Source organism: Neobacillus sp. PS3-34, from assembly GCF_030915465.1.
Classification (GTDB): Bacteria; Bacillota; Bacilli; order Bacillales; family Cytobacillaceae; genus Neobacillus_A.
The window spans coordinates 2,051,267-2,076,454 of sequence record NZ_CP133267.1 but is presented as its reverse complement, the minus strand read 5'-3'; the positions used below and the strand labels follow the sequence as shown (position 1 = coordinate 2,076,454).

The window sequence follows — 25,188 nt, the reverse complement described above, 5'->3', positions numbered from 1 at the left end:
ATTCCATATCTGAAAAAGGGGTGTGTTAAAGATGTTTCCAACTTTTAATGATTTTATTGATGCTTATCCAAAATATCAAAAATTTAGTAATAGCTTAATTGCAAGGGATGTATATGGGTTTTTAAGTCATATAAACAATATTTATAGGATGATTACAGCAAATAATAATGGGAAAAATGCTTTATATGGAGTCTTAAATGATTTAGAATCCAGGTTTGGTGGAAAAAGTGACTTTGATTTCTTAGATGGATTTGTTAAACAGTGCGTTGGAACTATGATTAAATTTATTTTACTGCAATTTGGATATGAAAAAAATATACAAAAGGATATGCCTAGAGGATCTTTTATCTATTTTACATCTGCAATGAGTTACCAAAAAAAACATGCAGGAAGATTTAAGTTGGTTCAAACGCTATCAATTGAGCCGTTTGTAAGCTAATTAAGAGCCAGCTCTCTTCCGTGAATTAATATTAGTTACCAACATTAGTTTAAGTTACATAAATGCGTGGAAAAGTTGGTTACCAACATTAATGTAATTTAAATTTATATCCGAGAACCCATTAATCCTTGGTGTTAAAGGATTCTTTGGTTACCAACATTAATGTCTGCGAACAGGGTCTTAGCTTAGCTAAGGCTCTTTTTTTAAAATCAGGAATCGTTTTTTTAGCCATGAGCATCAAATATTAAAAACGAAAGCCAGTTAATCTCCAAGAACTTTCATGGAATTTCTCTAATAATTAAATGCAGCTTAACACAAGCTATAGATGATATTCCCCAGATGAATATCATCTTTTATTCTTACCTACGAGGTGATTCGATGAGTATCAAAGATCAGCTTGATCCGCATTCTCAGCTTTTTCACCACAATTGGACGAGACCGAAACGGTCAAGCTCGCAAGTGAATGGGCATACTCAAATAACGCAAACGAACATTAAGTTGAAATCAAATGCGAAAGCCCATCGCTGGTAAGGATAGAAACAATAAAGAAAGAAGGCCTTTCAATTGGAGGGTCTTCTTTTTTTGGAAAATTATTATAAAATTTAAATCAGTACCTTGCATTGTTCACTAGTATGTATTATTATAGATATTAAGGAAGTATTTTACATAATTTTATTAATCTACTGTACATTGTTCAGTAGTGGACAGATAGCAGTAACAGCAACAAGAAAGAAGGTAGTTTCCTTGAATGTACAATTTAAAAAAGGTGTCCTGGAATTATGTGTATTAATTCTCATATCAAAAAAAGATCAGTATGGTTATGAATTGGCCAGAATATATCCAATAAAATAGAGGTGGCGGAAGGAACACTGTATCCGCTGCTAAGAAGGTTGACGAAAGAGGAATACTTAACAACTTACCTGGCAGAATCGACCGAGGGACCTCCACGAAAATACTACTCGTTAACAGAAGAAGGAAAAGGATATATGAATGCTTTAATTAATGAATGGAAGCAGTTTTCATTTGCGGTCAATCAATTTATCGAGGAGGGAACAAAGGATGGCGAATAATGAATTTATCTCGAAACTGGAGGCTTTATTAAAAAAAGTCCCTGAACCGGACCGGAAGGAAATGCTTTATGATTATGAGGAGCATTTTGAAATTGGTTTGGATTCCGGAAAATCTAAAACTGAATTGATAGAAGAACTGGGTGATCCTCAGGTCATTGCACGTGATTTGCTTGCTGATTACAGGATTGGAAAGGCAGAAACGGATAAATCGGCTTCAAATATTTTTCATGCAATAATAGCAACGATCAGCTTAAGCTTTTTTAACCTTATTTTCATTATAGGGCAGGTAGCGGGTATCTTTGGAGCCTATGTTGCTTTATGCGCAGTTTCCTTTGCTTTTACCATTTCACCACTGGCAATATTCTCTTCATTCATCTTTGGCTATAGCTATGAGTCCTTTGCTACAAACTTTTTTGTTTCTTTATCACTATGCAGCCTGGGCTTGCTGATGAGTATAGGAATGATTTATGTAGGCAGGTTTTTTTACAACATCATTCTTCGGTATATCAAGTTCAATCTGAACATAATTAAAGGGGATAAAGGAGAAAAGGCGGCATGAAAAAATTTGTATATATTCTATTGATTTTATTTGTGATAGGGCTGGCTGGGACGCTGGTTACGGTAAATGCAAACGGAGGATTTTCGTTTGACACAAACAATGTGAGTGATAAAGCGGTAATTGATAATGATGGGATTAAAAAACTGAAAGTGGATTTATCATCCTCTGATGTATCGATTCATCCTACAACAGATAAGGAAATAACCGTTGAATTAAGTGGTAAAATCAGCAAGAAATTAAAGAAAAAAATCAAATTGGCTGTGAGGGAAAATGGCGATACAGCTGAAGTTTCGTTGAAAAATGAAAATCAAATAAAATTTAATATCGGTGTGTTGATTGTTGATACGAATGTGGATATATATATGCCTAAGGAGATGTTTGAATCTATAAGATTGGAAACATCATCTGGGGACATTGCGGCAGAAGGACTGACAGCTAAGGAAATTTCTCTGCAGTCCAGCTCAGGTGATATTGCTGTTGAGAATTCAAAAGCGGAAGATTTATTTGCAATACAAACCTCGAGCGGAGACATAAGCTCCATGAAAAATTCAGGCGAGAAGCTGGATATGAAAGCTAGCAGCGGTGATATTAACGTAAAAGATCAGGAGAGCAGAGAAGCGGTCATTCAAAGTTCTTCAGGTGAAATAAGGCTTAGAAACATTAGCGGGAATCTCGCGGCTGATTCTTCATCAGGGGACATATTTATTAAAAACAAAGAAATAACTGGAGACTTTAATGCGGAGTCGTCGAGCGGCGATATTACGATTGAATTTGATAAAAACCCATCATCCCTGGCATTCGATTTTAGAGGGAACTCAGGTGAAGGAAAGGTGGAATTTGGCGGGGTAAAATATGAGGAGAAAAAAGAAAACGAACTGATAGGGACAATTGGTTTAGGAGAGTATAAGCTGAAAGCCCGCACCAATTCAGGAGATTTTACTCTTCGATAATGAATTGAGCCATTAGGGTCAAAGTTGATATAAGGGTGAAAAGGGGGAATGCTCTTTTCACCCTTTTTCGTTTTGTGAAATACAACGAAATTACCATTTTAAAAAAGGTTGGTATGGTTAAACATATTAATGGTGGTAAAGGGTATATTTCAAATGTATTCCATATCTAGGAGGTTGATTATGAAGGCAGTTACTTTTCAAGGAGCAAAAGATATGCAAGTTAAGCAGGTAGAGGATCCAAGGCTTCAAAAGAAAGATGATATTATTGTCAGGATTACATCGACAGCCATTTGCGGATCTGATCTTCATATTTATCAAGGCGCCCTGCCAACTACACCTGGTTATGTAGTCGGACACGAACCGATGGGAATTGTGGAGGAAGTGGGTCCGGAAGTAACCAAGGTGAAGAAGGGTGATAGGGTGGTCCTGCCCTTCAATGTTTCATGCGGCCATTGCTATTATTGTGAGCACGACATGGAGAGCCAATGTGATAATTCCAATCCTGATCCAACTCCTCCAGTTGATACGGGCGGCTACTTTGGTTTTACCGAACGATATGGAAACTACCAAGGCGGGCAGGCAGAGCTGCTGCGTGTTCCATACGGGAATTTTATGCCGTTTGTCATTCCCGAATCATGCGAGCTTGAAGATGAAGCATTGCTCTTTATGTCTGATGTACTGCCCACTGCTTATTGGAGTGTGGAAAATTCCGCCTGAAGCCAGGTGATACTGCTGTTGTGCTCGGATGCGGCCAGTCGGTTTAATGGCGCAAAAGTTTGCCTGGATGAAAGGGGCAAAACGGGTTATTGCCATTGATAACCTTACCTACAGGCTAAACCATGCAAAAAAGATGAACGACTCTGAGGTTTTCAATTTTGAAGAATATGATGATATGGGTTCATACTTAAAAGAAATAACAAAAGGTGGAGCGGATGTAGTCATAGACTGCGTCGGTATGGACGGGAAAAAGTCAGTAGTTGAAGCGGTTGAGCAAAAGCTAAAGCTTCAGGGCGGAACGCTAAGCGCCATTGAAATCGCTATGAACTCCGTCAGGAAATTCGGGACCATCCAGCTGACAGGAGTGTATGGGGCTAAATACAATATGTTCCCTCTTGGTAATATTTTCGAAAGAAACATTACATTAAAAATGGGACAGGCACCGGTCATCCACTACATGCCAATGCTGTATGAAAAAATTGTGGCGCCAGTTTGACCCTACTGAAATCATTACACACCGTGTGCCTCTCGATCAGGCTGGTGAAATGTATAAAACCTTCAATGACCATGAAGACGAGTGTATCAAGGTTGTTTTGAAGCCATAAATAAACCGCCTGGCTCCTCCAGGCGGTTATTTACTGATTAATTTTTTATTTGAGTTTATGTGTTGAATGAAGGCTATACCTAATTCTATTAGGAAAAGAACAATAACAGCATACCTGCCCCAACTCATAATAAAATGGTGCACTTTATGAAAGAAAACATTTTGGCGAAGGAAGCTTCCACTTAATTTTAATTTTACTGTGAATGTAAAGAACATGCCGATAGTGAAATTGCGGGACCATTGGGTTGTTTGATAGGTGAGGATACCTTCCTTTAACCCTTTCATTTTAATTAGGAGAAAAGCGCGGCGCAGTTCTGTTACCTCAATACAAACCAATAGGATAAATGAGAAGATCCAAATGGATGTAATGAGATTAATATAAGCCGGAAAGCTGGAGGCTGTTGCCAGGCTGTTATAGAAATGGCACCATGGATAATCGTATTTGTATTTGGCCAATTTTTGAGGATTTTCTCTTGTTTTTCATACTGATAACGGCCCGCAATTATTAAAATACCCCCAATGTATAAAAGGATGCCAAGAATGATAAGGCAAAGGGAAACAAGAGATGGGAACTTCACCCACAGATTATTTCCTGCGATCACAATTGATTGACTTGCCACACAGCCAAGCAAAACCACACCATTGGCTTTCCGAATTATCCCGGGCTTTTGAAAAACATACGAATAATTGCGGAAAAGGAGAGATAAATAGGCAACTCCTAAAAAACAATTCAAAGTAAAAAGGAAGCGTGCGAGTGGTTTAACAGCCGGAAGCCAAGTTATAATCGATAAAGCCGTAACGGATAAGGCTGCTACCCATGTACCCACAGAAAAGCTGTTGATAGGGTGTTGAAGATGGCGAATATAAAAGGAACCATTCAGAAAATCCAGGATATAATCAGAACTTAACCAAAGTACCAACAAAAGAAGCACTAAAACAAGATACGGACCTATTACTTTTGCAAGGAAAGGGAACTTCTTTAATGCGCCTATAAGCATAATTCCAGCTGCCATGATAATTGCTCCATCACCAGTTGAGGAGCAGCCATTTTTACCCAATAAACGTTTGCTGAATATCAGCAGAAATAACAGAATGCAGAACAGTAGAATCATGGAAGCTCAATCCTCTTTTGATTAATTTTCATGTAGAAAAGAAAGGAAAATCAGTTTCCCCTTTCATAAAGGAAACATTTCCCCTTTTGAAGAAGTTCAAAACAAATGCAAATGCACTAAGGAATTAGTGAGGAGGTAAGGGGAATAGGGGATGAAACTTGGTTACTTATTAAGTTTCATCTTTGTTCGCACTCCAGCCCATATTCCGATAAGAAAGGCCTCCAACAGTATCGGCTATTAAATCTGTCATAGTGTCCGTATTTCCCCCGCCCTGCAAGGTCATTCCAAATAATTGATCAGAGCTGAATTCGTAGATTTCCCAGATGACTCCTCCCAGTACTGCGAAGGAAAGGGTAAATAGAAAAACAAACCAAGGCGAAATTTCATTGCCCGCACTTCTGTGAATCAATCGTTCATATAGAGCAATTCCTGTAAAGGCAAGAATGGCACCGCTTATCAGGTGCATGAATGTATCCCACCAGCCTAGCCCATACCATCCGAGGATAGATCCGAATAATTGAGATCCAACGAGAAAAATTAAATAGGAAATAACAATCGGCAAATTAAATTGAAGCTTAGTAAAAATAGCCAACAGGAGTGGAACTGCGCCACAGACGATGCCGCCGATTGCGACCATTGATTTGAAGGATAGTCCATGTGTATAGTAGTAAACCGCCAGGATGGCCATTAACAGGACATACATCAAGCTTAATAGGATAACAAGTTTACGATTCATATTAACTCCTCCTGATTATATTTCTTCCTTTTTTATATAAGAATAGATAGCGGCTAACAGCCCGCCTGCCGTTCCTGCCAATAAGTCATACATCGTATCTTTATTTCCGCCCCTTTGCATCGTGTGGGTGAAAAATTGATCTCCCGCAAATTCATATATCTCCCAAAGTACACTGGAAGTTACGGACAGTGACAAAACAAACAAAAAGGGAATCCATTTTGAGACATCACTTTGTGCCTTCTTAGGAATGAATAATTTATATAGAGTGATCCCGATAAAGCCAACAAATATCCCTTTATAAAAATGAAGGGAAGTGTCCCACCATTTATAATGGAGATAAAAGCTGGCAATCGACCCTAAAAATGTCGTACAGAAAACAAAAACATAATAGGCGATTATGATAGGAATGTTAAAAGGATTTCTTTTAGAAAGTAACAATAGGAGCGGTAAGGCACTTACAGCAATTCCTCCCAATGCAACCTGCCAGCGGGAGGGATCCCCTTTAATTAGGTAGAAAATAAATAAAGCAGTCATAAAAAGAACAAAAACCACAGATAGAAGTACAAAAAGATTCTTTTTCAAAGCATCACCTCAAATTAATGGCTCTTTATAATATTATCCAAATAAATTGAATGAAATCATAAAGGTGGACATTATTTAAGCCTGTTACAATATCGATATTAATTTTAAAGAAAAGAAGGAATAGCAGCTGGCTGAAAAGAATAGGAATGAAGGGTTAAAGTATTCGTTAGGGTTGGTGACAATGATGTTAACAAAAGAGCGGCTGAAAGAGATAAAGGAACTGCAGCATATATGTGAGGAAAATGATCGTATCGAGTTGAAATTGAATTGGGATATGCTTGACAGCAAGGATAGAAATGAGAAGGATAACTTTTATCATTATGATCAAAATGGACGGCTAATAGGATTTTTAGCGCTCTACGGCTTTGGCAATAAGGTTGAGCTTTGCGGAATGATCCATCCGGAGAACCGAAGGAATGGAATTTTTTCGAGACTAATGATGCAAGGATTGCAGGAAGCGATCGAGCGGAATACCACCACCATTTTGCTGAATGCACCAACGGAATCGCAGTCAGCGAAGGCATTTTTGGCACAAGTGCCTTGTACATTTAAGGTAGCTGAGTACCAGATGAAGTGGCATGAAACAGGACTTTCCTTGGATGACACGGTTACGTTAAGGCCATCTGCCACGGAAGATGATGTAGAGACAGAGATCCAACTGGAAATTCAGTGTTTTGGTTATAAGGAAGAAGAAGCCAGAGAATTTAATAAGATGATTAAAAACAATGAAAAAGACCAATATTTGATGATCGAAATGGGTGGAAAAACAGTTGGAAAAATGCGGGTATCTGAAGCAAATGGAGAATCATGGATTTATGGTTTTGCCGTAATGCCGGAATATCAGGGAAAAGGAATTGGCAGAAAGGCGTTGACCAATGCGGTGATAGAAGAAAATAAAAAAGGATTTTCTGTTTTCCTTGAGGTCGAAGCCAAGAACACCCATGCCTTAAGACTTTATGAGTCATGCGGCTTTAAGGCATATCATTCACAGGATTATTATGAGTATTCTTTATAGAAAGAATCAATTATATAAACTAGAACTCGGGCTGGAGTCGATACCTCTAGCCTTGCTTTTTGCTATAATAATCTTAAAAAGTATGATGGGAGGCTGGCCATGAAAACAGGCTATGCAAAATACGACTCTCCGATTGGTCCGGTTTATGTCATTGCTAATGAAAAGGGAATAAAAAGGGTAGAAATTTTTGAAGAAGAATGGGAAGCTTATTTGCAGCAGCATCCCGATCTGGTTGAAGACCAGGATTTGTGCGGTGAAGCGATTTCTCAATTAGAGGAATACTTTGCTGGTAAGCGAAAAACATTTGATCTGCCGCTGTCTGTTGAAGGAACTGAATTTAGGAAAAGCGTGTGGCGTGCCCTTCAGGAAATCCCTTACGGGGAAGTCAGAAGCTACGCAGAAATCGCTGAAATGATCGGCAATCCGAAAGCGGTCCGTGCTGTGGGACAGGCCAATAGATCAAATCAGATGCCAATTATAATTCCATGCCATCGTGTTATCGGCAAAAGCGGAAACTTGGTCGGATTTGCAGGAAGCAGAACACCAACCCAGAGAAAATTGCTTGAAGCAGAGGGATATAAAGTAAAATAATTTAAGAAAAATGGATTAAAGCCGCTCTGCCAATACTGTGCAGGGCGTTTTTTATTCCGGTTAAAGCTCATTGTGAATTTGACACTTTGTTGATTGGAGCGGAAATCAACAGGCAAGGTTAACAGTGCTAATTCCTTAAAAAAACTAAGTATTCCTTAAATACTAACGTACGTGTTTAGCACGCATCCTTATTAGGGTATTTAGCAAGAAACCAAGAATACTTGCCTGATACATGAGAGGATGGAGAGAGTAATGAAGGAAGCCAGTATAAGTCAGACTCAAGCATTTGGCCAACTAAAAAAAGACAATGTGCCCGCAGAAGGCTTAAAAAGAAGGCTGGGGCCAGGCATCTGACGATGATTTCAATTGGAGGAAGTATCGGGACTGGATTATTCCTCGGGAGTGGTGCCTCCATACATACTGCAGGACCAGGGGGAGCATTGCTCGCATATGGAATTATCGGCGTTATGGTGTACTTATTAATGACAAGCCTAGGTGAAATGAGTACGTATATGCCTGTTACCGGCTCGTTTAGCACGTATGCTACAAAGTTTGTTGATCCGGCATTCGGTTTTGCCATCGGATGGATTTATTGGTTTAGCTGGGCCACCACCCTTGCAGTTGAAACTTCGGCAGCAGCCATTTTAATGAAGTTCTGGATGCCAGGTGTACCATCATTTGTTTGGAGTGCACTTTTCTTAATTTTTATATTCATGATTAATTTCTTATCGGTAAAACAATATGGGGAAGCAGAGTATTGGTTTTCAATGATCAAGGTAGTCGCAATTTTAGCCTTTATTATTCTTGGCTTTTTGATGATTTTCGGAATTATGACAGGGAGCGGACAAGCTTCCATGGGAATTAAGAACTTTACTGCAGGTGATGCACCGTTCCATGGTGGATTCCTGGCACTGCTAAGCATATTTATGGTTGCAGGTTTTTCATTCCAGGGAACAGAAGTAGTCGGCATTGTTGCGGGTGAGAGTAAGGAACCTGAGAAGAATGTCCCAAAAGCGATTAAGCAGATTTTCTGGAGGATTTTACTATTCTATATGCTATCCATTTTGGTTATCGGCCTGATCGTGCCTTTCACTGACTCTGGATTAATGAACTCTGATATAGAAAAAGTAGCGATGAGCCCATTTACATTGGTGTTTGAACGTGCCGGTATCGCTTTTGCTGCTTCGGTTATGAATGCAGTTATCCTGACCTCCGTTTTCTCAGCAGGAAATTCCGGCTTATATGCCGCGACAAGGATGCTTTACGTTATGGCAAAGGAACGACAGGCTCCAGCTTTTATGTCAAAGTTAAACAAGCATGGAGTACCTATATCTGCACTTGCTTTTACGACTGCTTTCGGGCTGCTCGCTTTTTTCAGTTCCATGTTTGGCGAAGGAAAAGTGTTTATGTGGCTATTAAATATTGCAGGACTGACCGGTTTTATTGCATGGGCAGGTATCGCATTGAGCCATTACCGCTTTAGAAAAGCGTATTTATATCAAGGATTTGATTTAAATAATCTCGTGTATAAAGCTAAGTGGTTCCCGCTAGGGCCAATTCTGGCAACAGCACTTTGTATCTTCATTATCCTTGGCCAAAATTACCAGGCATTCCTTGGTGACAACATCGACTGGCAGGGAATTACGGTAACGTATATTGGCATCCCGATCTTCCTGCTGCTTTGGTTTGGTTATAAATTAGCTAAAAAAACAAAATGGATACCACTAAAAGACATAGAGCTAAAATGAAATGTGCGCCATGCCCTCGGGGCATGGCTTTTTGCTGATCTAAAATTATTTTAAAAATAACCGGGCTAATTTTAGGGGAGAATTAAAAATATGAAGGGAAACGTGGGAATAACCTGAATATTATTACTTCCTGCCATTTTATTGACAGCATCTACCTCCCACTTTATAATCAAGACTATGTTTGAAAGCGCTGTCGAACTTTGTCGATTTATGTTTGCGCTTTCCTTAGCACTATTTCGATTCATTTTCTTACACATCGCTGTAAATACATCAAGAAAAGGAGAAGGAAAAATGAAATATATTCTTTTTATAGCCGCATTGGTTATCATTTTTCTGTTTGCATATATCGCAAGCAACAATAAGAAACAAATTAAAATTAAGCCGGTTAGCATTATGCTCGTCCTGCAGCTGCTGTTAACCTTTTTGCTGCTTAATACGGAAATTGGGTTAATTGTTATCAGGGGAATTTCGGGAATGTTTGAACATCTGCTTCAATATGCTGCAGATGGAATTAATTTCGTATTTGGCGGCCTAGCGAATAAAGGGGAAATGTCTTTTTTCCTAAATGTCCTTTTGCCAATTGTCTTTATTTCAGTACTGATCGGAATTGCACAGCATATTAGAATTCTTCCATTTATCATTCGTTATCTGGGCCTCCTATTGAGCAAGGTAAATGGCCTTGGTAAACTAGAATCTTACAATGCCGTGGCTTCAGCTGTTTTTGGACAATCTGAAGTGTTCATTTCAGTTAAAAAGCAGCTTGGTTTTCTGCCTGAACGCCGTCTGTACACATTATGTACTTCGGCCATGTCAACCGTATCGGCATCGATTCTTGGTGCCTATATGACCATGATCGATCCGAAATACGTTATTACTGCTCTAGTTCTGAATTTATTCGGCGGGTTCATCATTGCAAACATCATAAATCCTTATGAAGTGAAAGATGAAGAAGATATTATTGAGATCCAGGAAGAGAAACAAACCTTTTTTGAAATGCTTGGAGAGTACATTATGGATGGTTTCAAGGTAGCCATTATCGTCGGTGCCATGCTGATTGGTTTTGTTGCCTTGATCAGTGCAATCAACCATGTTTTTGAAATGATCTTCGGCATCAGCTTCCAGATGATACTGGGCTATGTTTTTGCTCCGTTTGCTTTCATTATTGGCGTGCCTGTTTCTGAAGCGGTTAAGGCGGGAACAATTATGGCAACCAAGTTAGTGTCAAATGAATTTGTCGCGATGATTGACTTGGGCAAAGTGGCTGGTTCCTTATCAAGCCGCACGGTTGGCATTATCTCCGTGTTCCTTGTATCCTTTGCCAACTTCTCATCAATTGGTATTATCACCGGTGCGGTAAAAGGCTTGAACGAAAAGAAGGGCAACCAGGTGGCCAAATTCGGCTTAAAGCTTTTATACGGAGCTACACTTGTCAGCCTACTTTCCGCTGCTATTGCGGGTATAATGCTATAAAAAATAAAAGGCTGCATGGGATTATCCCACGCAGCCTTTTATTATTTTTGCAATGCTGGTTCTGTTCCAGTTACTTCTTTATAATAAGCATCTGCTTTTTCATCATCATATTGGTTTTCCCATTTTGACATGATGATAGCAGCAAGTGAGTTTCCAACAACGTTTACAGCTGTACGGGCCATATCAAGTATACGGTCGATACCGGCGATAAAAGCAAGGCCTTCTAATGGAATGCCAACCGTTCCAAGAGTTGCGAGAAGAACAACGAATGAAACACCAGGTACACCGGCAATCCCTTTTGATGTAACCATTAGGACGAGCATTAAGGAAATTTGCTGGCCAATCGATAGATGGATTCCGTACATCTGGGCAATGAAAATAGCTGCAAGTGCCTGATATAATGTAGAGCCATCAAGGTTAAAAGAGTAACCTGTAGGGATAACAAAAGATGTAATCGCTTTTGGACAGCCGAAACGTTCCATTTTTTCAATCAATTTTGGAAGCACCGTTTCCGAGCTTGCTGTAGAGTAGGCAAGAATTAGTTCATCTTTTAAAATCTTAAACAGTCTAAAAATATTCACACCGAATGTTCTTGCAACAAGCCCAAGAACGACAAGCACAAAGAAAATCATGGTTCCATATACAGTAATAATCAATTTGCTCAAGGGAATGAGCGAGCTGACTCCAAAAGTGGAAACCGTAACACCGATTAAGGCAAAAACACCAAATGGTGCGAACTTCATAATTTGGTTTGTTACATAAAACATAGCATCAGCAGTTCCCTGGAAAAAGGCTAGCACCGGTCTTCCTTTTTCACCAATTGCTGCTACGCCAAGACCGAAAAAGACGGAGAAAAAGATAATCGCAAGCATATCCCCGCGAACGAGGGAATCAAACAAATTGGCAGGCACGATGTTTACAAGGGTGTCAGCAAAGCTATGTGTTTTCACTTCTTTAGTTGTTGATAAATAACTGCTAATATCGCCTTTGCTTAGCGATCCCATATTAATGCCTGTACCTGGATGAAAAAGGTTTGCAGAGCTTAGACCAATAATAATCGCGAGAGTAGTTATGATTTCAAAATAAAGGATGGTTTTACCGCCCAATTTTCCAAGCTTTTTGATATCGCCGACACCGGCAACACCTACGATAATGCTGGAAACTACAATTGGAATGACAATCATCTTTATTAAACGGATGAAAATGGTTCCAATCGGCTGCAAATATTTTTGTATATCAGGATTCCCATAAAAAATAGCCCCAACGGCTATACCAAGAATTAATCCAATTAAAATTTGCCAAGCTAATCCAATTCTTTTCAAAATATCAGTCCTTTCATGGTAAACAAATGTACTTTAACAAAATAAATATACCCATAATGATAGGTTTTAAACTTTTGCTAGTCAACTTTATTGCTATCTTAGAAAAGAAAAGCTTCATAATTTATGACCGATTATGTTAAAATCAATCGGTATTTCAACTTTTTGCTGTGGTAGGTGAATTCATGTTTTCTTCGGTTAAGAGGCTTTTGATTGGCCGTCCGTTAAAATCCACGGAAATAGGCGAACAAAAATTAAACATTTTCAAGGCTCTAGCCATTCTATCTTCCGATGCCCTTTCGTCAGTAGCTTATGGAACAGAACAAATACTCCTTGTACTGGCAGCAGTCGGTGCAATAGCTTATTGGTATTCAGTACCGATTGCCGTAGGTGTGCTGTTTTTGCTGGCTGCTCTTATTTTATCGTATAGGCAAATCATCTTTTCATATCCGCAAGGCGGAGGCGCATACGTGGTCTCCAAGGAAAATCTCGGGGTGAATTCCGGATTGCTCGCGGGTGGATCTCTGCTTGTCGACTATATTTTGACCGTGGCGGTGAGTGTATCTGCAGGAACAGATGCAATTACCTCAGCGCTTCCCAGCCTGCATTCATATAATGTTTTTATTGCCTGTATTCTGGTCATTTTGATCACGCTGCTGAATCTTCGCGGATTGACGGAATCGGCAACAATATTAGCTTATCCTGTTTATTTATTTGTTATCGGACTGTTTATCTTAATTGGCGTTGGGATTTTTAAAATTTCCACAGGCTATGTACCTTCCGGGCAGCATGCGTCCATCGGAACACATGTTGGAGGGATTACCCTATTTCTGCTCCTCCGTGCTTTTGCATCGGGCTGCTCTGCACTGACAGGAGTGGAGGCTATTTCAAATGCTATACCAAACTTTAAAAGTCCGGCACCTAATAATGCGGCTAAAACACTTATCCTAATGGGGTCATTATTAGCATTATTGTTCTCTGGAATTACGTTTTTAGCCTATTATTATGGAATTTCTCCTAAGGTAAATGAAACGGTCGTCTCGCAAATCGCCAGGGAAACCTTTGGCCAAATTACTTGTATTTCTTTGTGCAGGGAACGACAGCTCTTATTTTAATTCTTGCTGCGAATACCGGCTACTCTGCGTTTCCTTTGCTTGCCTTTAATCTTGCAAAGGATAAGTACATGCCGAGGATGTTTACTATCAGAGGCGACCGTCTCGGCTACTCTAATGGAATTGTGTCATTAGGTATTGCGTCCATTGTATTGATTATCTCCTTTGGCGGGCAGACAGAACAGCTGATACCTTTATATGCTGTCGGGGTGTTTATACCTTTTACGCTTTCACAGACAGGCATGATCATTAAATGGGCACGTGAAAAGCCATCAGGCTGGATAGCAAAGCTAACAGCCAATTTAATCGGGGCACTGATTACTTTAACGGTCCTGGTTATTCTCTTTATTACTAAGTTTGGACAAGTATGGTCTGTATTAATCTTTTTGCCGATCATTGTTTTATTTTTCCACCGGATTAAGAAGCATTATGAAGCTGTCGGTGAGCAGCTGCGAATTGATCCTGTCCATCCAGCTGTGAAAATAGAAGGTAATGTTATCATTGTTCCGTTTGCCGGAATCACCAAGGTAGTAGAGAACTCCATAAATTATGCCAAATCCATTACAGATCAAGTAATTGCAGTTTATGTATCCTTTGATCGTGAGGATGAAAAGCGCTTTGAAGAGAAGTGGGAAAATTGGCGGCCTGATGTTCGCCTTGTCACACTGCAATCCCATTACCGCAGTGTCGTCCAGCCTTTACGGAAATTTATTGATATTGTTGAGCATAAGGCGAGCAATTCCAACTACGGAGTGACTGTTCTTATACCGCAGTTCATAACAAAAAAGAACTGGCATAACATCCTTCACAATCAATCGAGTTTATTAATCCGTGCTTATCTTCTATATAAAAAGAAGGTCATTGTTGCAACCATGCCATATCATTTTAAAAAATAAGAAAAGGGATTCCGTGATGGAATCCCTTTTCCTATTTGCTTTTTCTTTTTATTAAGAAGTAAATTATGCCGACTACAATGGCAACTGCAATCGCAGGCAGCACGTATGGCTGCGCGTACTCTTTGATGTGCGCCAATTTTTCCCCAATACTTCACCAAGATATAGGAAGAAAATCGTCCATGGAATAATGGCTGCCAATGTGTACAGCGTGAATTTGCTTGCAGGCATTTTTGCAATCCCAGCCGGAATAGAAATTGCATGCCGGACCACGGGAATGAAGCGGGCAGAAAAAATGACACCTGCTCCATATTTTTGAAACCATTTTTCAGACAGGTCAATCTGTTTCTCTTTAATTAAAATGTATTTTCCGTATTTTTTTAAAAAAGGCCGTCCGCCATAGTAGCCCATCCAGTAAAGGAACAACTGTGCAATCGTACCTCCGATTGCTCCGGCGATGACTGCCCCAGGATAACTGAGAAGCCCTCGTGAGATCATATATCCGCCATAGCCTAATACGATTTCACTTGGAATAATCTCAATCATCAAACCAAGGGCAATACCGAAATAACCTAAATCAGATAACATCGTTAAAACCGATAAAATAAAATCCTTCATGGTTCACCTTCACTTTTTATGAATTCAACGTTTAGTTTAAATCAATTTTGCTGTTTATGAAAATAAAAAGAGCAGTCCTATCTTTCATTTCCTATTAAGAAGTGTATGTTACTGGCTGAGATTATACAAGCATCAAAAGATTTTTAAAAGGAAATAAAAAGGCTCCGGATGGTCCGAAGCCTTTTTTAATGATTCTAGAAATTAGAAAGGGTTGTCGTTGTTTGGACGGTTTGGATCAATAAATTGATTATTAGGGTTGAACTGGTTAGGATCCACATGTCCCTGGTTCAAATCCGTAGGATTCATCTGTCCGCCCGGATTGGATGGAGGGCTTTTAATGCTTGTGTTTTCAATTTTATGATCTAGTTTTGCCAAATATTTCATAGCAAATTCCTTTCCGCCAAGTCCGAAGGCCAAACCGAATGCCAGCGCCAATCCGCCAAGGATCAGGATGAAGGCTGCATTAACAATCGATGCTGCTACACCGAGCTGGTCTAAAGCCATAAAGATTGAAATGGCGATGATCGCATACTTGGCAATGGAAGACAGTAGACGGAAATGCTGCCCCTGAATCATACTGTCTAACAGCTTTTTAACAAGGCCGCCAAGGTATAGGCCTACTAATAGAATGATGATGGCGGCAAATACGCTCGGCAGGTAAGAGATGACTCCCGTTGCCAGCTTGACAAGGAAATTAAGCTTAATCACATTTAAAGCTTGTACCACAAACAGCAGAACAACAAAAGCCTGAGCGATATAACCGACTAATTTTGAAAATGTAACCGTTGTGGAAGCAGTATTTTTGCCAAAACCAATTCCTTTAAAAAATGAATTAAAGCCAATTCGGTCAAGTAATCCTGTTACAAATCGATTGACCCATTTTCCGATCCATATACCCGCTAAAATAAAGAGAACGGCAACAATGATATTCGGAATCATGGTCATGATGTCATTTAACATCGCGATTGCAGGCGCTGAAATCCCTTTTAAATTCAGCTTTTCTAGAGCAGTAATAACAGTTGGGATTAAAATAAGGACAAAAACAATATTGCCAATGACAGCTGAAAGGCTTGTCCCTTCAAATAATTTTGATAACCCAAATCTTTGAACCAGTTTTTCTAAACCGAGTGTTTGCAGGAAGTTGGTAAGAATGTCCCGAACAATCTTGGCCACGAACCAGCCTACCAAAACGATGAGAGCCGCTGCGAAAAGCTTCGGCAGGAATGCAAGCATGCTGCTGAGCATATTTGAGAATGGCCGGAAATACCGTTAATATTTAGTGCAGCCAGAACACCCGGCAGGAATAGAAGAAGTACTAGATAGAAAACGATTTTTGCTATTTTATCGACTAGTACCGATGGGTCCTGGTTGTTTTTTGTAAGATTTAATTTATTAATACCCTGGTGTACACGTAATGTTTTTCCGGACTTGCGAATCAGGAAGCTTAACGCTGTAGCAATCAGCCAGGCGAATAGAAGGATGAGAGCTGCTTTCAAAACGCTCGGAATCGCTGCCATGATCGTTGCCAGCATGCCTGCTAAAGGACCAGCAATAATATTTAAATGCAGAATATTGAAGAATAGGATAAAGACAATGACGAGCAGTAAATAATAAATAATTTTACTGAGAAGCTTTTCGGAAGAGAATTTTTTATTATTGGTGTTAGCAAAAAGACGGTTATCTAAATTCGTCCGCTTTAGAGCCTTATAAACACCCTTTTCAATAGCTTTTGCAACGATCCATCCAACGAGAAGGACAGCAAGTGCAATTAAAAAGTCAGGTAAGCGATAGGAAATTTGCTCCCAGCCATCCCAGTAATTATTTTTGATCAAATTGCTCACTCCTTTAATATATTTAAATCACATATACCCATACAAAGGCTTGCTAAACTGCTGTGAATGCAGAGGTGCTTCCATCCCTTTTTCGCTATAGAAAGAAGTGATATTTTTTTATAGAAAAAATTTAAAAAAATCTGCAGCTGATATTTCATGGAGAGTTTTTTTGGGTATAAAGAAAAAATGGAAGCAATTTAACTGCATGAATAGTACAGGCTCTTTCCAAATTGGAAAGGCCAGCGCATGATTCCTGTAAATTATTTGGGGTGATATAGATGGAACGCAATACGAAGGCAATGCTTATCTACAATGGCAATGCAGGGCAAAAGGATATTGAAAAAAAGTTAGGCGCTTGTGTGCCTGTCTTTTCTGCTGCATTCGGACATTTACTTATATTAAGAACAGAACGCCCACAGCATGCCCAACAGCTTTGTGAAGAATATGGTGAAGCTGTTGATCTCGTCATCGTTCTTGGAGGAGATGGAACTGTGCATGAGTGTGTCAATGGACTGGGAGGGCTGAATAAACGGCCTGCCATCGCGATTTTGCCGGGCGGAACCTGCAATGATTTTAGCAGAACATTAGGGACGCCTCTGGATATACGTGCGGCGGCGGAGTCTATTGTTTCGGGCGAAGAGGTACCGGTTGATGTGATGCGGATTAATAACAATTTCGCCTTGAATTTTTGCGGGGTGGGGCTCGTAACCGAAACCTCCAATAATATTGACGAAAGGGAGAAGGCGCTGTTTGGAAAGATCAGCTATTATTTAAGTGCCTTCCGGACAATCAGGCAGATGGATCCCTTTTCCTTTTCCCTTCAGTATGACGGCGAACATGCCGAGGGAGAAGCAGTCATGATTTTGGTTGCGAATGGGAACCATATCGGGACGAATGCACTTCCGTTTAATGGAATTCAATATGATGATGGGCTGGCCAATGTATTTATCATGAAAAATACGAATCTTGCCTTATTGAAAGACTTATTAACGACAGATGTTTCAGCAGAAGATGAAAGCCGAGCGAATGAAATACTCCATTACAGCGGTAGAAAAATAACGATTGAGACGGATAAACCTCGGGATGCAGATACGGATGGCGAAGTTTATCTGCAGACACCTTTGGAAATCGAGGTGCTTCCTGGCCATTTTAGGATGCTGAAAGCTCTTAATGGCCAATAAGTGCTGAAGGCTTTTCTTTTATCAGCATAAAAATAGGCATATAATATAGGAAAAGCCATACACGAAAAGGATGCATCACTTGTGGATTTTGTACTCTATTTTTTACTAGGTTGTCTGATTAGTATTCTCTCTGGTTTTTTTGGGGTAGGCGGCGGCTTTATCCTAACGCCTGTCCTATTGCTGATTGGATTCTCACCTATATCCGCCATCATAACGAGCCTGTTTTTTACCGTCGGAACCTCTTTTTCAGGGATTTTTGCCCATATCCGTTTGAAAAATATTGTCTGGAGGCAGGGAATTATTCTTGGAATAAGCGGGATTGCCTCTACATTAGCTGCGCCGATTCGTTTTTTATATGGATAAACAGGGCTGGGATGTAAAGGTAATCCCTTTTCTTTATATTTTTTTCCTTGCCTATATGGCTTTTTCGATGTTCAAGTCTAAAGGGACTGCTGTTTCTAAAGAAAATAAATCCGTTCAAACTTCAATTGTAAAAATTGCACTTGTCGGGATCATGGGTGGATTTGTTTCGGCAACGCTTGGAGTAGGAGGGGGATTTATTTTAGTTCCGCTTTCGATTTCCCTACTAGGGCTAGATGTTAAAAAAGCGGTCGGGACAAGCCTGTTTTCAGTATTGTTAATAGGAGGAGCTGGCTATATTTCGTATGCGATGACAACAGCCATCAATTATAAAGCTGCTCTCCTGCTCGTTGCCGGCGGACTCATCGGCTCACATCTGGGCGCCAAGCTCACCTTATATTTTGAGCAAAAGGAAATGAAGACACTTTTGGCATATTTATATTTGATTACCTTGTGCAGTGTTGTCTTTAAGCTGGCAGGCTTGAATCTTGCTGGTTTGTGCGTATTGGGGATGTTTATCTTATTTTTCCTCGTTCGTTCTTATTCCAGATGGCATTCTGGGGTGAAAGGAACCGTTTGATTTTTGGGGAAGGAACACATAAAAAGGCTGCCCAGATCGTTCACTATGCAAAGGACCTAGATGGGGCAGCCTCTTTTCTTTTAATCAGCCAATCCGAATTTGCCATTATTAATCTCACGCTCATCTCCGGACTCCGCAAGATGATTTTGAACCTCAAGCGCATCCTTTTCCTTGCGAAGCTGCCTTATTTCGCGTTTCAGAGCATAAATTTTCCTCGCCCCTACAGATCCCATAATGACAACACCTGCAAGGACTGATCCTAAGATGACTAAAATTAGTGGCCATTGTGATTTACCCAAAAAATAATCGACTTCAACCGGCTCAACATTTATCACCGCAAAAAAGGCCACTAAAAAAATGAAAAGAATCGCAAGAAGTAAACTCCACTGGGTTTTCAATGCACTTCCTCCCTTATTAACCACGATACTTATAGTAAAGATACCCAATTCTAAAAGGATAAAACGCTGCTCAACCCCTCAAGTATGTTCCAGAAGAGAAGATGTAGTTTTGATGGTGGTAACGGATGCTATAAATGATTCCCATCGCAAACATGTTTCCCATTAATGAACTTCCTCCGTAGCTTATAAAGGGCAGGGGGATACCGGTAATCGGTAATACCTGAATGGTCATTCCGATATTCTGCCAAAGCCTTAACCGGTAGTCCAATTAAATTTGTCTAAAACACGGCCTTTTTACTCATCTTTCACACCCGTTCAATGGGAATTGTTGATAAAAATTTTCCAATAAATTTGCTAAAGGAAAACATCTAAAATACACCTGCTCCAGTTTGACGTTTTTACCAGTGAATAGTTCCTCCTTTATTAGAAAAAGCATAAATTTTAAGAGGGGCCAGAAATGAAGTATATACTCTGTGGGGTTCTGATTGCTTTTGTTACTTCAATTGTACCTGGTTTTTGGATGAATCTCAGAATGTAGCTAAGGTTACCGGAGGTACAGGATTGTTCTTTTTGATTCTTTCGATGATTATATCCGGCTCCCTAGTGAATGGGGATCGAATACGTGCCAATTTTGCAACAGAGACAGAGGGAGATCGAAAGGAACGGCTTTCATGGACAACCAAATTGGCATTGCTGACCTGCCCGGAATAATTGTCGCTGTTGCAATATATTTTTACGAGAAATAAGACGGAAAGATGATTATTATCGTGGAGTGGGGATAGTGAGAGGGTGGGCAAAGAAACATTAGTCAAAAATGAGAGGGCGAAAAGTCTAAGGTTCCCGCCCTCTTGTGTATATCAGTTTTATTAAATAATAATCTGTTCATTTTGGGTAAGTAAAATGGGTTTCCCTGAAACATTAATTGTAAGATTATCCCCTGCAATTAGTTCTATCCGTGTTTGCCCGGATGTTTGGATAACTCGAAGCCTCCTGCCCTGGTAACGGAGAGGAAAAGAATAGCCCTCCCATTGGACAGGCAATATTGGATTTAGCGAAAGACCTTCTTCTTTTATTCGAAGCCCCGCAAACCCAAAGATAATAGCCATCCATGTTCCGCCCATGTTCGCCATATGGAGCCCGTCCCGGGTGTTCCCATGGGTATTATCCAAATCGAGGCGTGCCGTTTCATTGAAGTAGTGGTATGCCTTTTCCCTGTACCCCAGCTTCGCAGCCATGATGCTGAAAACACAGGAAGATAATGACGAGTCATGTGTGGTCACTTTTTCATAATAATCATATGAATTTTTTATGGTTTCAAGTGTTTGTTCATCTTCAAGTAAAAAATGCGCCAAAACTGTGTCAGCTTGCTTGCATACCTGATACCGGTAGAGTGTCAATGGATGGTAATGAAGCAGCAAAGGGAATTTTTCCTTAGGTGTAGCATCAAGATCCCAAATATCTTTGTTTAAAAAGGAATCATCCTGTGGATTTATCTTAAGTTCTTCATCATAAGGGAGGTACATATTCTGGGCAGCTTTAGCCCATGATAAAACCTCTTTTTCGTCAAGATTAAGCTTTTTCTGTAATTCAATTAATTCGTCAAGGGTTTGTGTTTGGAGCATGGAATAAGCCCTTGCTGCCCATTTTAAGTTGTGTTTTGCCATGGCGTTCGTATAATAATTGTTATTTACAATACATGTATACTCGTCTGGCCCGGTAACGGCATCTATCCTGAATTGTCCGTCTTTGTAATGGCCTGCTTCAATCCATAACCGAGCTGTTTCAAAGAGAACTTCAGCTCCGTATTTTTTTAAAAACTCCATGTCCTCAGTAACCATATAATACTGAATAAAACTATAGGCGATATCAGCACTTATGTGGTATTGGGCAGACCCTGCAGGGAAATAGGATGAACATTCTGTCCCGGAAATGGTTCGCCATGGGAATAAAGCTCCTTTTGAATGCCCCATTTCTTTAGCTCTGCTTCTTGCTCCATCCAGAATCGAATATCGGTAGATTAGCAATTGCTTTGCAATGTCTGGTTTCGACATTAAAAACACTGGAATCATATAGATTTCGGTATCCCAAAAGTAATGGCCTTCATATCCTTCACCAGAAAGTCCCTTCGCAGCAATATTAGATATCTGGTCACGCCCGGCTGATTGTAAGAGATGGTATAAGTTGAACCGAAGCCCTTCCTGAAGGGCAGTGTCTCCTTTGATTTCGATATCGGTGTCCATCCAAAATTCCTGCAAGTATTTATCTTGCTGGGCTAGTACGCTATTGAAATGGGTCTCGGAGAGGAGGGAATGTAGTACCTCTATCGTTGCAAATAAATCTTCTCCATGGCGAAGTGTATCCGCATAGATGCTTTTCTTTTCAAAAATAATTGTATCAATTAATACTGTGTCAAAAGAGGATTTAATTGCACCCTCAATGACTGAATCTGTACGCTTATAATCTTGATTTATAGAATAAACTGACCCGCAAGCCGCCTTAAGCTGTGATTGAAGTGTTTGAACCTCAACAAACGGAAAATTGTTGTGGTGTGAGGCTTTTGTTATCGTTAGGCATTTTGCATGGCCCGATGATACCCTGGGATCATTTTTGTCCGTAAAATTGGATACATCTCCATTAACAGTGGAAACAATCGAGAGGGGCCCGTATAGTTAACTGGCTCAATGATTACTTTTTGGATGAAAAGTTCTTTTTGCGTAAAAGAAACCAGGCGGAGGAAACTAATTTTCACTTCCTTTCCTTTCGGGGAACGCCAGTGAACAGCTCGCTCTGAATAACCTTTATCCAAATGGAGCACCCGTTTATATGAAAGGATTTCCCCCTCAAATAGCGAAAACTTTTCATCATCAAATGTAAGGTAAATGGTTTGTGTATCAATAATATTTAATAATCTTTGTTGAGTATCAGGGAAACCATAAAGCTTTTCGCCATATTCAATGGGAACAATGTCGTGAAAAGCGTTAATATACGTACCGCGGATAGAGGAATAGGAGTTTGGCAGCCCTTCTTCGAAGTTTCCGCGTACGCCGAGATAACCATTTCCGGTGAAAAATAAGCTTTCCTCATTTAAAAGCTGCGATTCCTGTAAAGTTTCTGAGCCGATTTTCCATGACATTTTAAACACCTCTGCCTATTATTCTTTCACTCCGCCACTCGTTAAGCCCGAAACAATTTGCTTTTGGAAGAAGAGGACGATAATGAGAGTTGGAATGGTAACGATTGCAGTAGCCGCAGATACCTCACCCCATAGGATCTCAAATTGTGTCCTTAGGAAGGAGATAGCGACCGGAACCGTATGGTATTCGGAATTAGTATTCAATGTTATAGAAAGCAGGAATTCATTCCATGCGGCAATGAAGGTAATAATCGCAACTGTAAATACACCCGGTGCAGCCAAAGGAAAGATTACCTTATAAAGTGTCTGGAACGTGGTAGCTCCATCAATTTTAGCCGATTCCTCAAGTGCTAAAGGAATCTGGTTGAAATGTGTCACCAATATCCATACCGCCATCGGAAGAGTAATCGTAGAATAAGGCAACACAATTGCATATGAATTTAACCAGTCTAGTTTTAAGAATAGGTTATATACAGGACCGGTCATTATCATTTGTGGAAACATTGAAACAGCAAGGATTAAGCCAAGCAGAATATTTTTCCCTTTAAAGTGAAAACGCGAAATCGCATAAGCTGAAAAAGTAGCAACAATGACAACATATATGGTAGTTGTAGTTGCAACAATAAAGCTGTTTTTAATAGAATTTAAGATGTTTTTTTCAAACAAGATTGTTATATAGTTTTTCAAGGTCGGATCTTTTGGAATGACCCGGAAGGCACCAGTTCCAAAGATTTCTCCAGAGGTTTTAAAGGAGGTAATGAAGACCCAGAAAAACGGAAATACCATGGCGAATAAGTAAAACGCTACGAACACTCCGAAGGTAATCCATAATTTCCGTTTAGATGTTTGCATATTTTTCCCTCCTTTAATTTTTCTCCATGAGATTGGCACCCAAGAATTTTACAAACAAAATCGCAATAAGGGCAACGCATATGAACATCATCATAACAATAATAGAACCATATCCGAAATTTGTTTGTCCAAACATTACCTTATAAGCATAAATGGATAATGTTTCGGTATCTCCTCCAGGTCCGCCACCGGTAAGTACATAAATAAGATCAAATACTCGGAAGGCATCAAGAGTTCGGAACAATAGCGCTACCAGAATAGACGGTTTTAACAATGGCAATGTGATCTTGAAGAAAGACTGAATTTTGCCTGCACCATCAATAGAACCTGCTTCATACAGAGAACTCGGGATATTTTGAAGACCTGCCAGCAGAAGCAAAGCCATATATGGAGTTGTTTTCCAAACATCCGATAAAATACTAGAAGCCATTGCGCCTGGACCGCTCAATAATAGATCCTGAGACTGTTTAACAAGCCCTACATTTTCAAAAAAATGGGCAACAATTCCACTGCTTCCATTGTAAAGATAACTCCACATGAGTGCGGCGACAGCCGTCGGTATAGCCCAGGGGATTAGCGAGGTAGTTCTGACGATCCCTTGACCAAACATTGCTTTATTTAAAATAAGTGCTAATCCAATACCAAGAACAAGTTCAATAAATACTGATACAACTGTAAAAAGAGTAGTATTCCAAAGTGCGATTCCTACCCTATCATCATGAAAAATCTTATTATAGCCTTTAAATCCAATAAAATTGGAAGGAATAATACTGTTTTGAATATCGTCTACCAGAGCAGGAAGGTCATCCTTATGGATAAGTGTATACTTGCCGTTTAACGATTCAACAAGGTTTTTGGCATCACGGTGAAGACTAACTAGGTCAGCCCTTTGGTCCCGGCTGATCTTAATAACACCTTTTTCATTAGCGAATTGTTTTCCTACAGATTTTAGCCTTGCATTTACTGACTTTACTTCCTTTTGATCTGCCGGGTCCTTCACGTTTGGTAAATCTTCATCAAGGAACATCGTTACATATAGCTGAGTTTCTTTGTATAAATTGACATTAAACCGTTCGTTGAAGTAAAGACCGGCTTTTTGCTGATCATTTAAGCGGTAATCAAAGAAGGTATACGTTAAGGATTGAAATACTGGCCACAATGAAAAAATACCAATGAGCACAATCGTTGGAACGATGAACAGCCATTCTTTAACACCCATTTTCCACATTACATTCACCCTTTCATAGCTGTAGTTTCATTTCAATGGAGAACAATGTGTTTCATAGAAAAAGGCTCTAATGAAGATTAGAGCCTTCT

General features: G+C 39.8%; 19 protein-coding genes and 7 pseudogenes. 15 read left to right on the top strand and 11 right to left on the bottom strand.

Annotation, left to right across the window (positions count from 1 at the left end; genetic code table 11):
* Positions 1-31 precede the first annotated feature (31 nt).
* From RCG23_RS10700 to RCG23_RS10675, 6 genes and pseudogenes are all read left to right on the top strand, one after another.
* Positions 32-439 carry a hypothetical protein gene (locus tag RCG23_RS10700; protein WP_308179679.1) on the top strand — a complete coding sequence of 136 codons (408 nt, stop codon included), beginning with the start codon at positions 32-34 and terminating at the stop codon, positions 437-439.
* 378 nt (positions 440-817) lie between these two features.
* Complete coding sequence (locus RCG23_RS10695; RefSeq protein ID WP_308179678.1) at positions 818-970, top strand: YpzG family protein; 153 nt, start codon at positions 818-820, stop codon at positions 968-970.
* 213 nt (positions 971-1,183) lie between these two features.
* Positions 1,184-1,509, top strand: a pseudogene (locus tag RCG23_RS10690) (PadR family transcriptional regulator).
* The gene (locus tag RCG23_RS10685) at positions 1,499-2,068 is read left to right on the top strand and encodes an HAAS signaling domain-containing protein (RefSeq protein ID WP_308179677.1); all 570 of its coding nucleotides are present in this window, start codon (positions 1,499-1,501) and stop codon (positions 2,066-2,068) included. The pseudogene RCG23_RS10690 and the gene RCG23_RS10685 overlap by 11 nt, the downstream one beginning before the upstream one ends.
* On the top strand, positions 2,065-3,018 hold the full coding sequence (locus RCG23_RS10680) for a DUF4097 family beta strand repeat-containing protein (RefSeq protein WP_308179676.1): 954 nt from the start codon (positions 2,065-2,067) through the stop codon (positions 3,016-3,018). Before RCG23_RS10685 ends, RCG23_RS10680 begins: the two co-directional genes overlap by 4 nt.
* Positions 3,019-3,198: 180 nt before the next feature.
* Positions 3,199-4,340, top strand: a pseudogene (locus RCG23_RS10675) (zinc-dependent alcohol dehydrogenase).
* 316 nt (positions 4,341-4,656) lie between these two features.
* Here RCG23_RS10675 and RCG23_RS10670 read toward each other — a convergent pair.
* The 3 genes from RCG23_RS10670 to RCG23_RS10660 form a co-directional block, all read right to left on the bottom strand.
* A complete protein-coding gene (locus RCG23_RS10670) occupies positions 4,657-5,451 on the bottom strand; it encodes an SLAC1 family transporter (protein ID WP_308179675.1) in 795 nt (264 codons plus the stop codon).
* A 169-nt stretch (positions 5,452-5,620) separates the two neighbouring features.
* Positions 5,621-6,187, bottom strand: coding sequence for a DUF2238 domain-containing protein (locus RCG23_RS10665; RefSeq protein WP_308179674.1), 567 nt, complete (start codon positions 6,185-6,187; stop codon positions 5,621-5,623).
* Positions 6,188-6,202: 15 nt separating this feature from the next.
* Positions 6,203-6,769 carry a DUF2238 domain-containing protein gene (locus tag RCG23_RS10660; protein WP_308179673.1) on the bottom strand — a complete coding sequence of 189 codons (567 nt, stop codon included), beginning with the start codon at positions 6,767-6,769 and terminating at the stop codon, positions 6,203-6,205.
* Between the two features lie 181 nt (positions 6,770-6,950).
* Between RCG23_RS10660 and RCG23_RS10655 the strand changes: the two genes are divergently transcribed.
* The 4 genes from RCG23_RS10655 to RCG23_RS10640 all read left to right on the top strand — a co-directional run bounded on the left by RCG23_RS10655 (position 6,951) and on the right by RCG23_RS10640 (position 11,593).
* The gene (locus RCG23_RS10655; RefSeq protein WP_308179672.1) at positions 6,951-7,784 is read left to right on the top strand and encodes a GNAT family N-acetyltransferase; all 834 of its coding nucleotides are present in this window, start codon (positions 6,951-6,953) and stop codon (positions 7,782-7,784) included.
* A 99-nt stretch (positions 7,785-7,883) separates the two neighbouring features.
* Entirely contained in the window at positions 7,884-8,375 is a 492-nt protein-coding gene (locus RCG23_RS10650; protein WP_308179671.1) for a methylated-DNA--[protein]-cysteine S-methyltransferase, read from the top strand.
* Positions 8,376-8,731: 356 nt separating this feature from the next.
* A complete protein-coding gene (locus RCG23_RS10645) occupies positions 8,732-10,123 on the top strand; it encodes an amino acid permease (RefSeq protein WP_308179670.1) in 1,392 nt (463 codons plus the stop codon).
* A 291-nt stretch (positions 10,124-10,414) separates the two neighbouring features.
* Positions 10,415-11,593 (top strand): NupC/NupG family nucleoside CNT transporter, encoded by a 1,179-nt coding sequence (locus RCG23_RS10640; protein ID WP_308179669.1) that lies wholly within the window; start codon positions 10,415-10,417, stop codon positions 11,591-11,593.
* A 41-nt stretch (positions 11,594-11,634) separates the two neighbouring features.
* Here RCG23_RS10640 and gltP read toward each other — a convergent pair whose 3' ends face one another.
* Complete coding sequence (gene gltP, locus RCG23_RS10635; RefSeq protein WP_308179668.1) at positions 11,635-12,915, bottom strand: glutamate/aspartate:proton symporter GltP; 1,281 nt, start codon at positions 12,913-12,915, stop codon at positions 11,635-11,637.
* 182 nt (positions 12,916-13,097) lie between these two features.
* On the opposite strand from gltP, the pseudogene RCG23_RS10630 reads away from it, so the two are divergent.
* Positions 13,098-14,920, top strand: a pseudogene (locus RCG23_RS10630) (APC family permease).
* Between the two features lie 31 nt (positions 14,921-14,951).
* Here RCG23_RS10630 and RCG23_RS10625 read toward each other — a convergent pair.
* Positions 14,952-15,535, bottom strand: a pseudogene (locus RCG23_RS10625) (DedA family protein).
* A gap of 201 nt (positions 15,536-15,736) precedes the next feature.
* Positions 15,737-17,364, bottom strand: a pseudogene (locus tag RCG23_RS10620) (mechanosensitive ion channel).
* Positions 17,365-17,645: 281 nt separating this feature from the next.
* On the opposite strand from RCG23_RS10620, the gene RCG23_RS10615 reads away from it, so the two are divergent.
* From RCG23_RS10615 to RCG23_RS10605, 3 genes are all read left to right on the top strand, one after another.
* A complete protein-coding gene (locus RCG23_RS10615; protein ID WP_308179667.1) occupies positions 17,646-18,548 on the top strand; it encodes a diacylglycerol/lipid kinase family protein in 903 nt (300 codons plus the stop codon).
* Positions 18,549-18,629: 81 nt separating this feature from the next.
* Positions 18,630-18,911 carry a TSUP family transporter gene (locus RCG23_RS10610; protein ID WP_308179666.1) on the top strand — a complete coding sequence of 94 codons (282 nt, stop codon included), beginning with the start codon at positions 18,630-18,632 and terminating at the stop codon, positions 18,909-18,911.
* A gap of 67 nt (positions 18,912-18,978) precedes the next feature.
* On the top strand, positions 18,979-19,488 hold the full coding sequence (locus RCG23_RS10605; RefSeq protein ID WP_308179665.1) for a sulfite exporter TauE/SafE family protein: 510 nt from the start codon (positions 18,979-18,981) through the stop codon (positions 19,486-19,488).
* Positions 19,489-19,568: 80 nt separating this feature from the next.
* Here the strand turns inward: RCG23_RS10605 and RCG23_RS10600 are convergent, their stop codons facing one another.
* Together RCG23_RS10600 and RCG23_RS10595 are read right to left on the bottom strand one after the other, a co-directional pair.
* The gene (locus RCG23_RS10600; RefSeq protein WP_308179664.1) at positions 19,569-19,886 is read right to left on the bottom strand and encodes a LapA family protein; all 318 of its coding nucleotides are present in this window, start codon (positions 19,884-19,886) and stop codon (positions 19,569-19,571) included.
* 70 nt (positions 19,887-19,956) lie between these two features.
* Positions 19,957-20,136, bottom strand: a pseudogene (locus tag RCG23_RS10595) (FtsW/RodA/SpoVE family cell cycle protein); the annotation flags it as partial.
* Between the two features lie 266 nt (positions 20,137-20,402).
* Here RCG23_RS10595 and RCG23_RS10590 point away from each other — a divergent pair.
* A complete protein-coding gene (locus tag RCG23_RS10590) occupies positions 20,403-20,597 on the top strand; it encodes a DUF5316 domain-containing protein (protein ID WP_308179663.1) in 195 nt (64 codons plus the stop codon).
* 155 nt (positions 20,598-20,752) lie between these two features.
* On the opposite strand, the pseudogene RCG23_RS10585 reads toward RCG23_RS10590, so the two are convergent.
* From RCG23_RS10585 to RCG23_RS10575, 3 genes and pseudogenes are all read right to left on the bottom strand, one after another.
* Positions 20,753-23,019: pseudogene (locus RCG23_RS10585) on the bottom strand (glycoside hydrolase family 65 protein).
* 18 nt (positions 23,020-23,037) lie between these two features.
* Positions 23,038-23,871 (bottom strand): carbohydrate ABC transporter permease, encoded by an 834-nt coding sequence (locus RCG23_RS10580; RefSeq protein ID WP_027324038.1) that lies wholly within the window; start codon positions 23,869-23,871, stop codon positions 23,038-23,040.
* Positions 23,872-23,884: 13 nt separating this feature from the next.
* Positions 23,885-25,099, bottom strand: coding sequence for a carbohydrate ABC transporter permease (locus RCG23_RS10575; protein WP_308179662.1), 1,215 nt, complete (start codon positions 25,097-25,099; stop codon positions 23,885-23,887).
* Positions 25,100-25,188 lie beyond the last annotated feature (89 nt).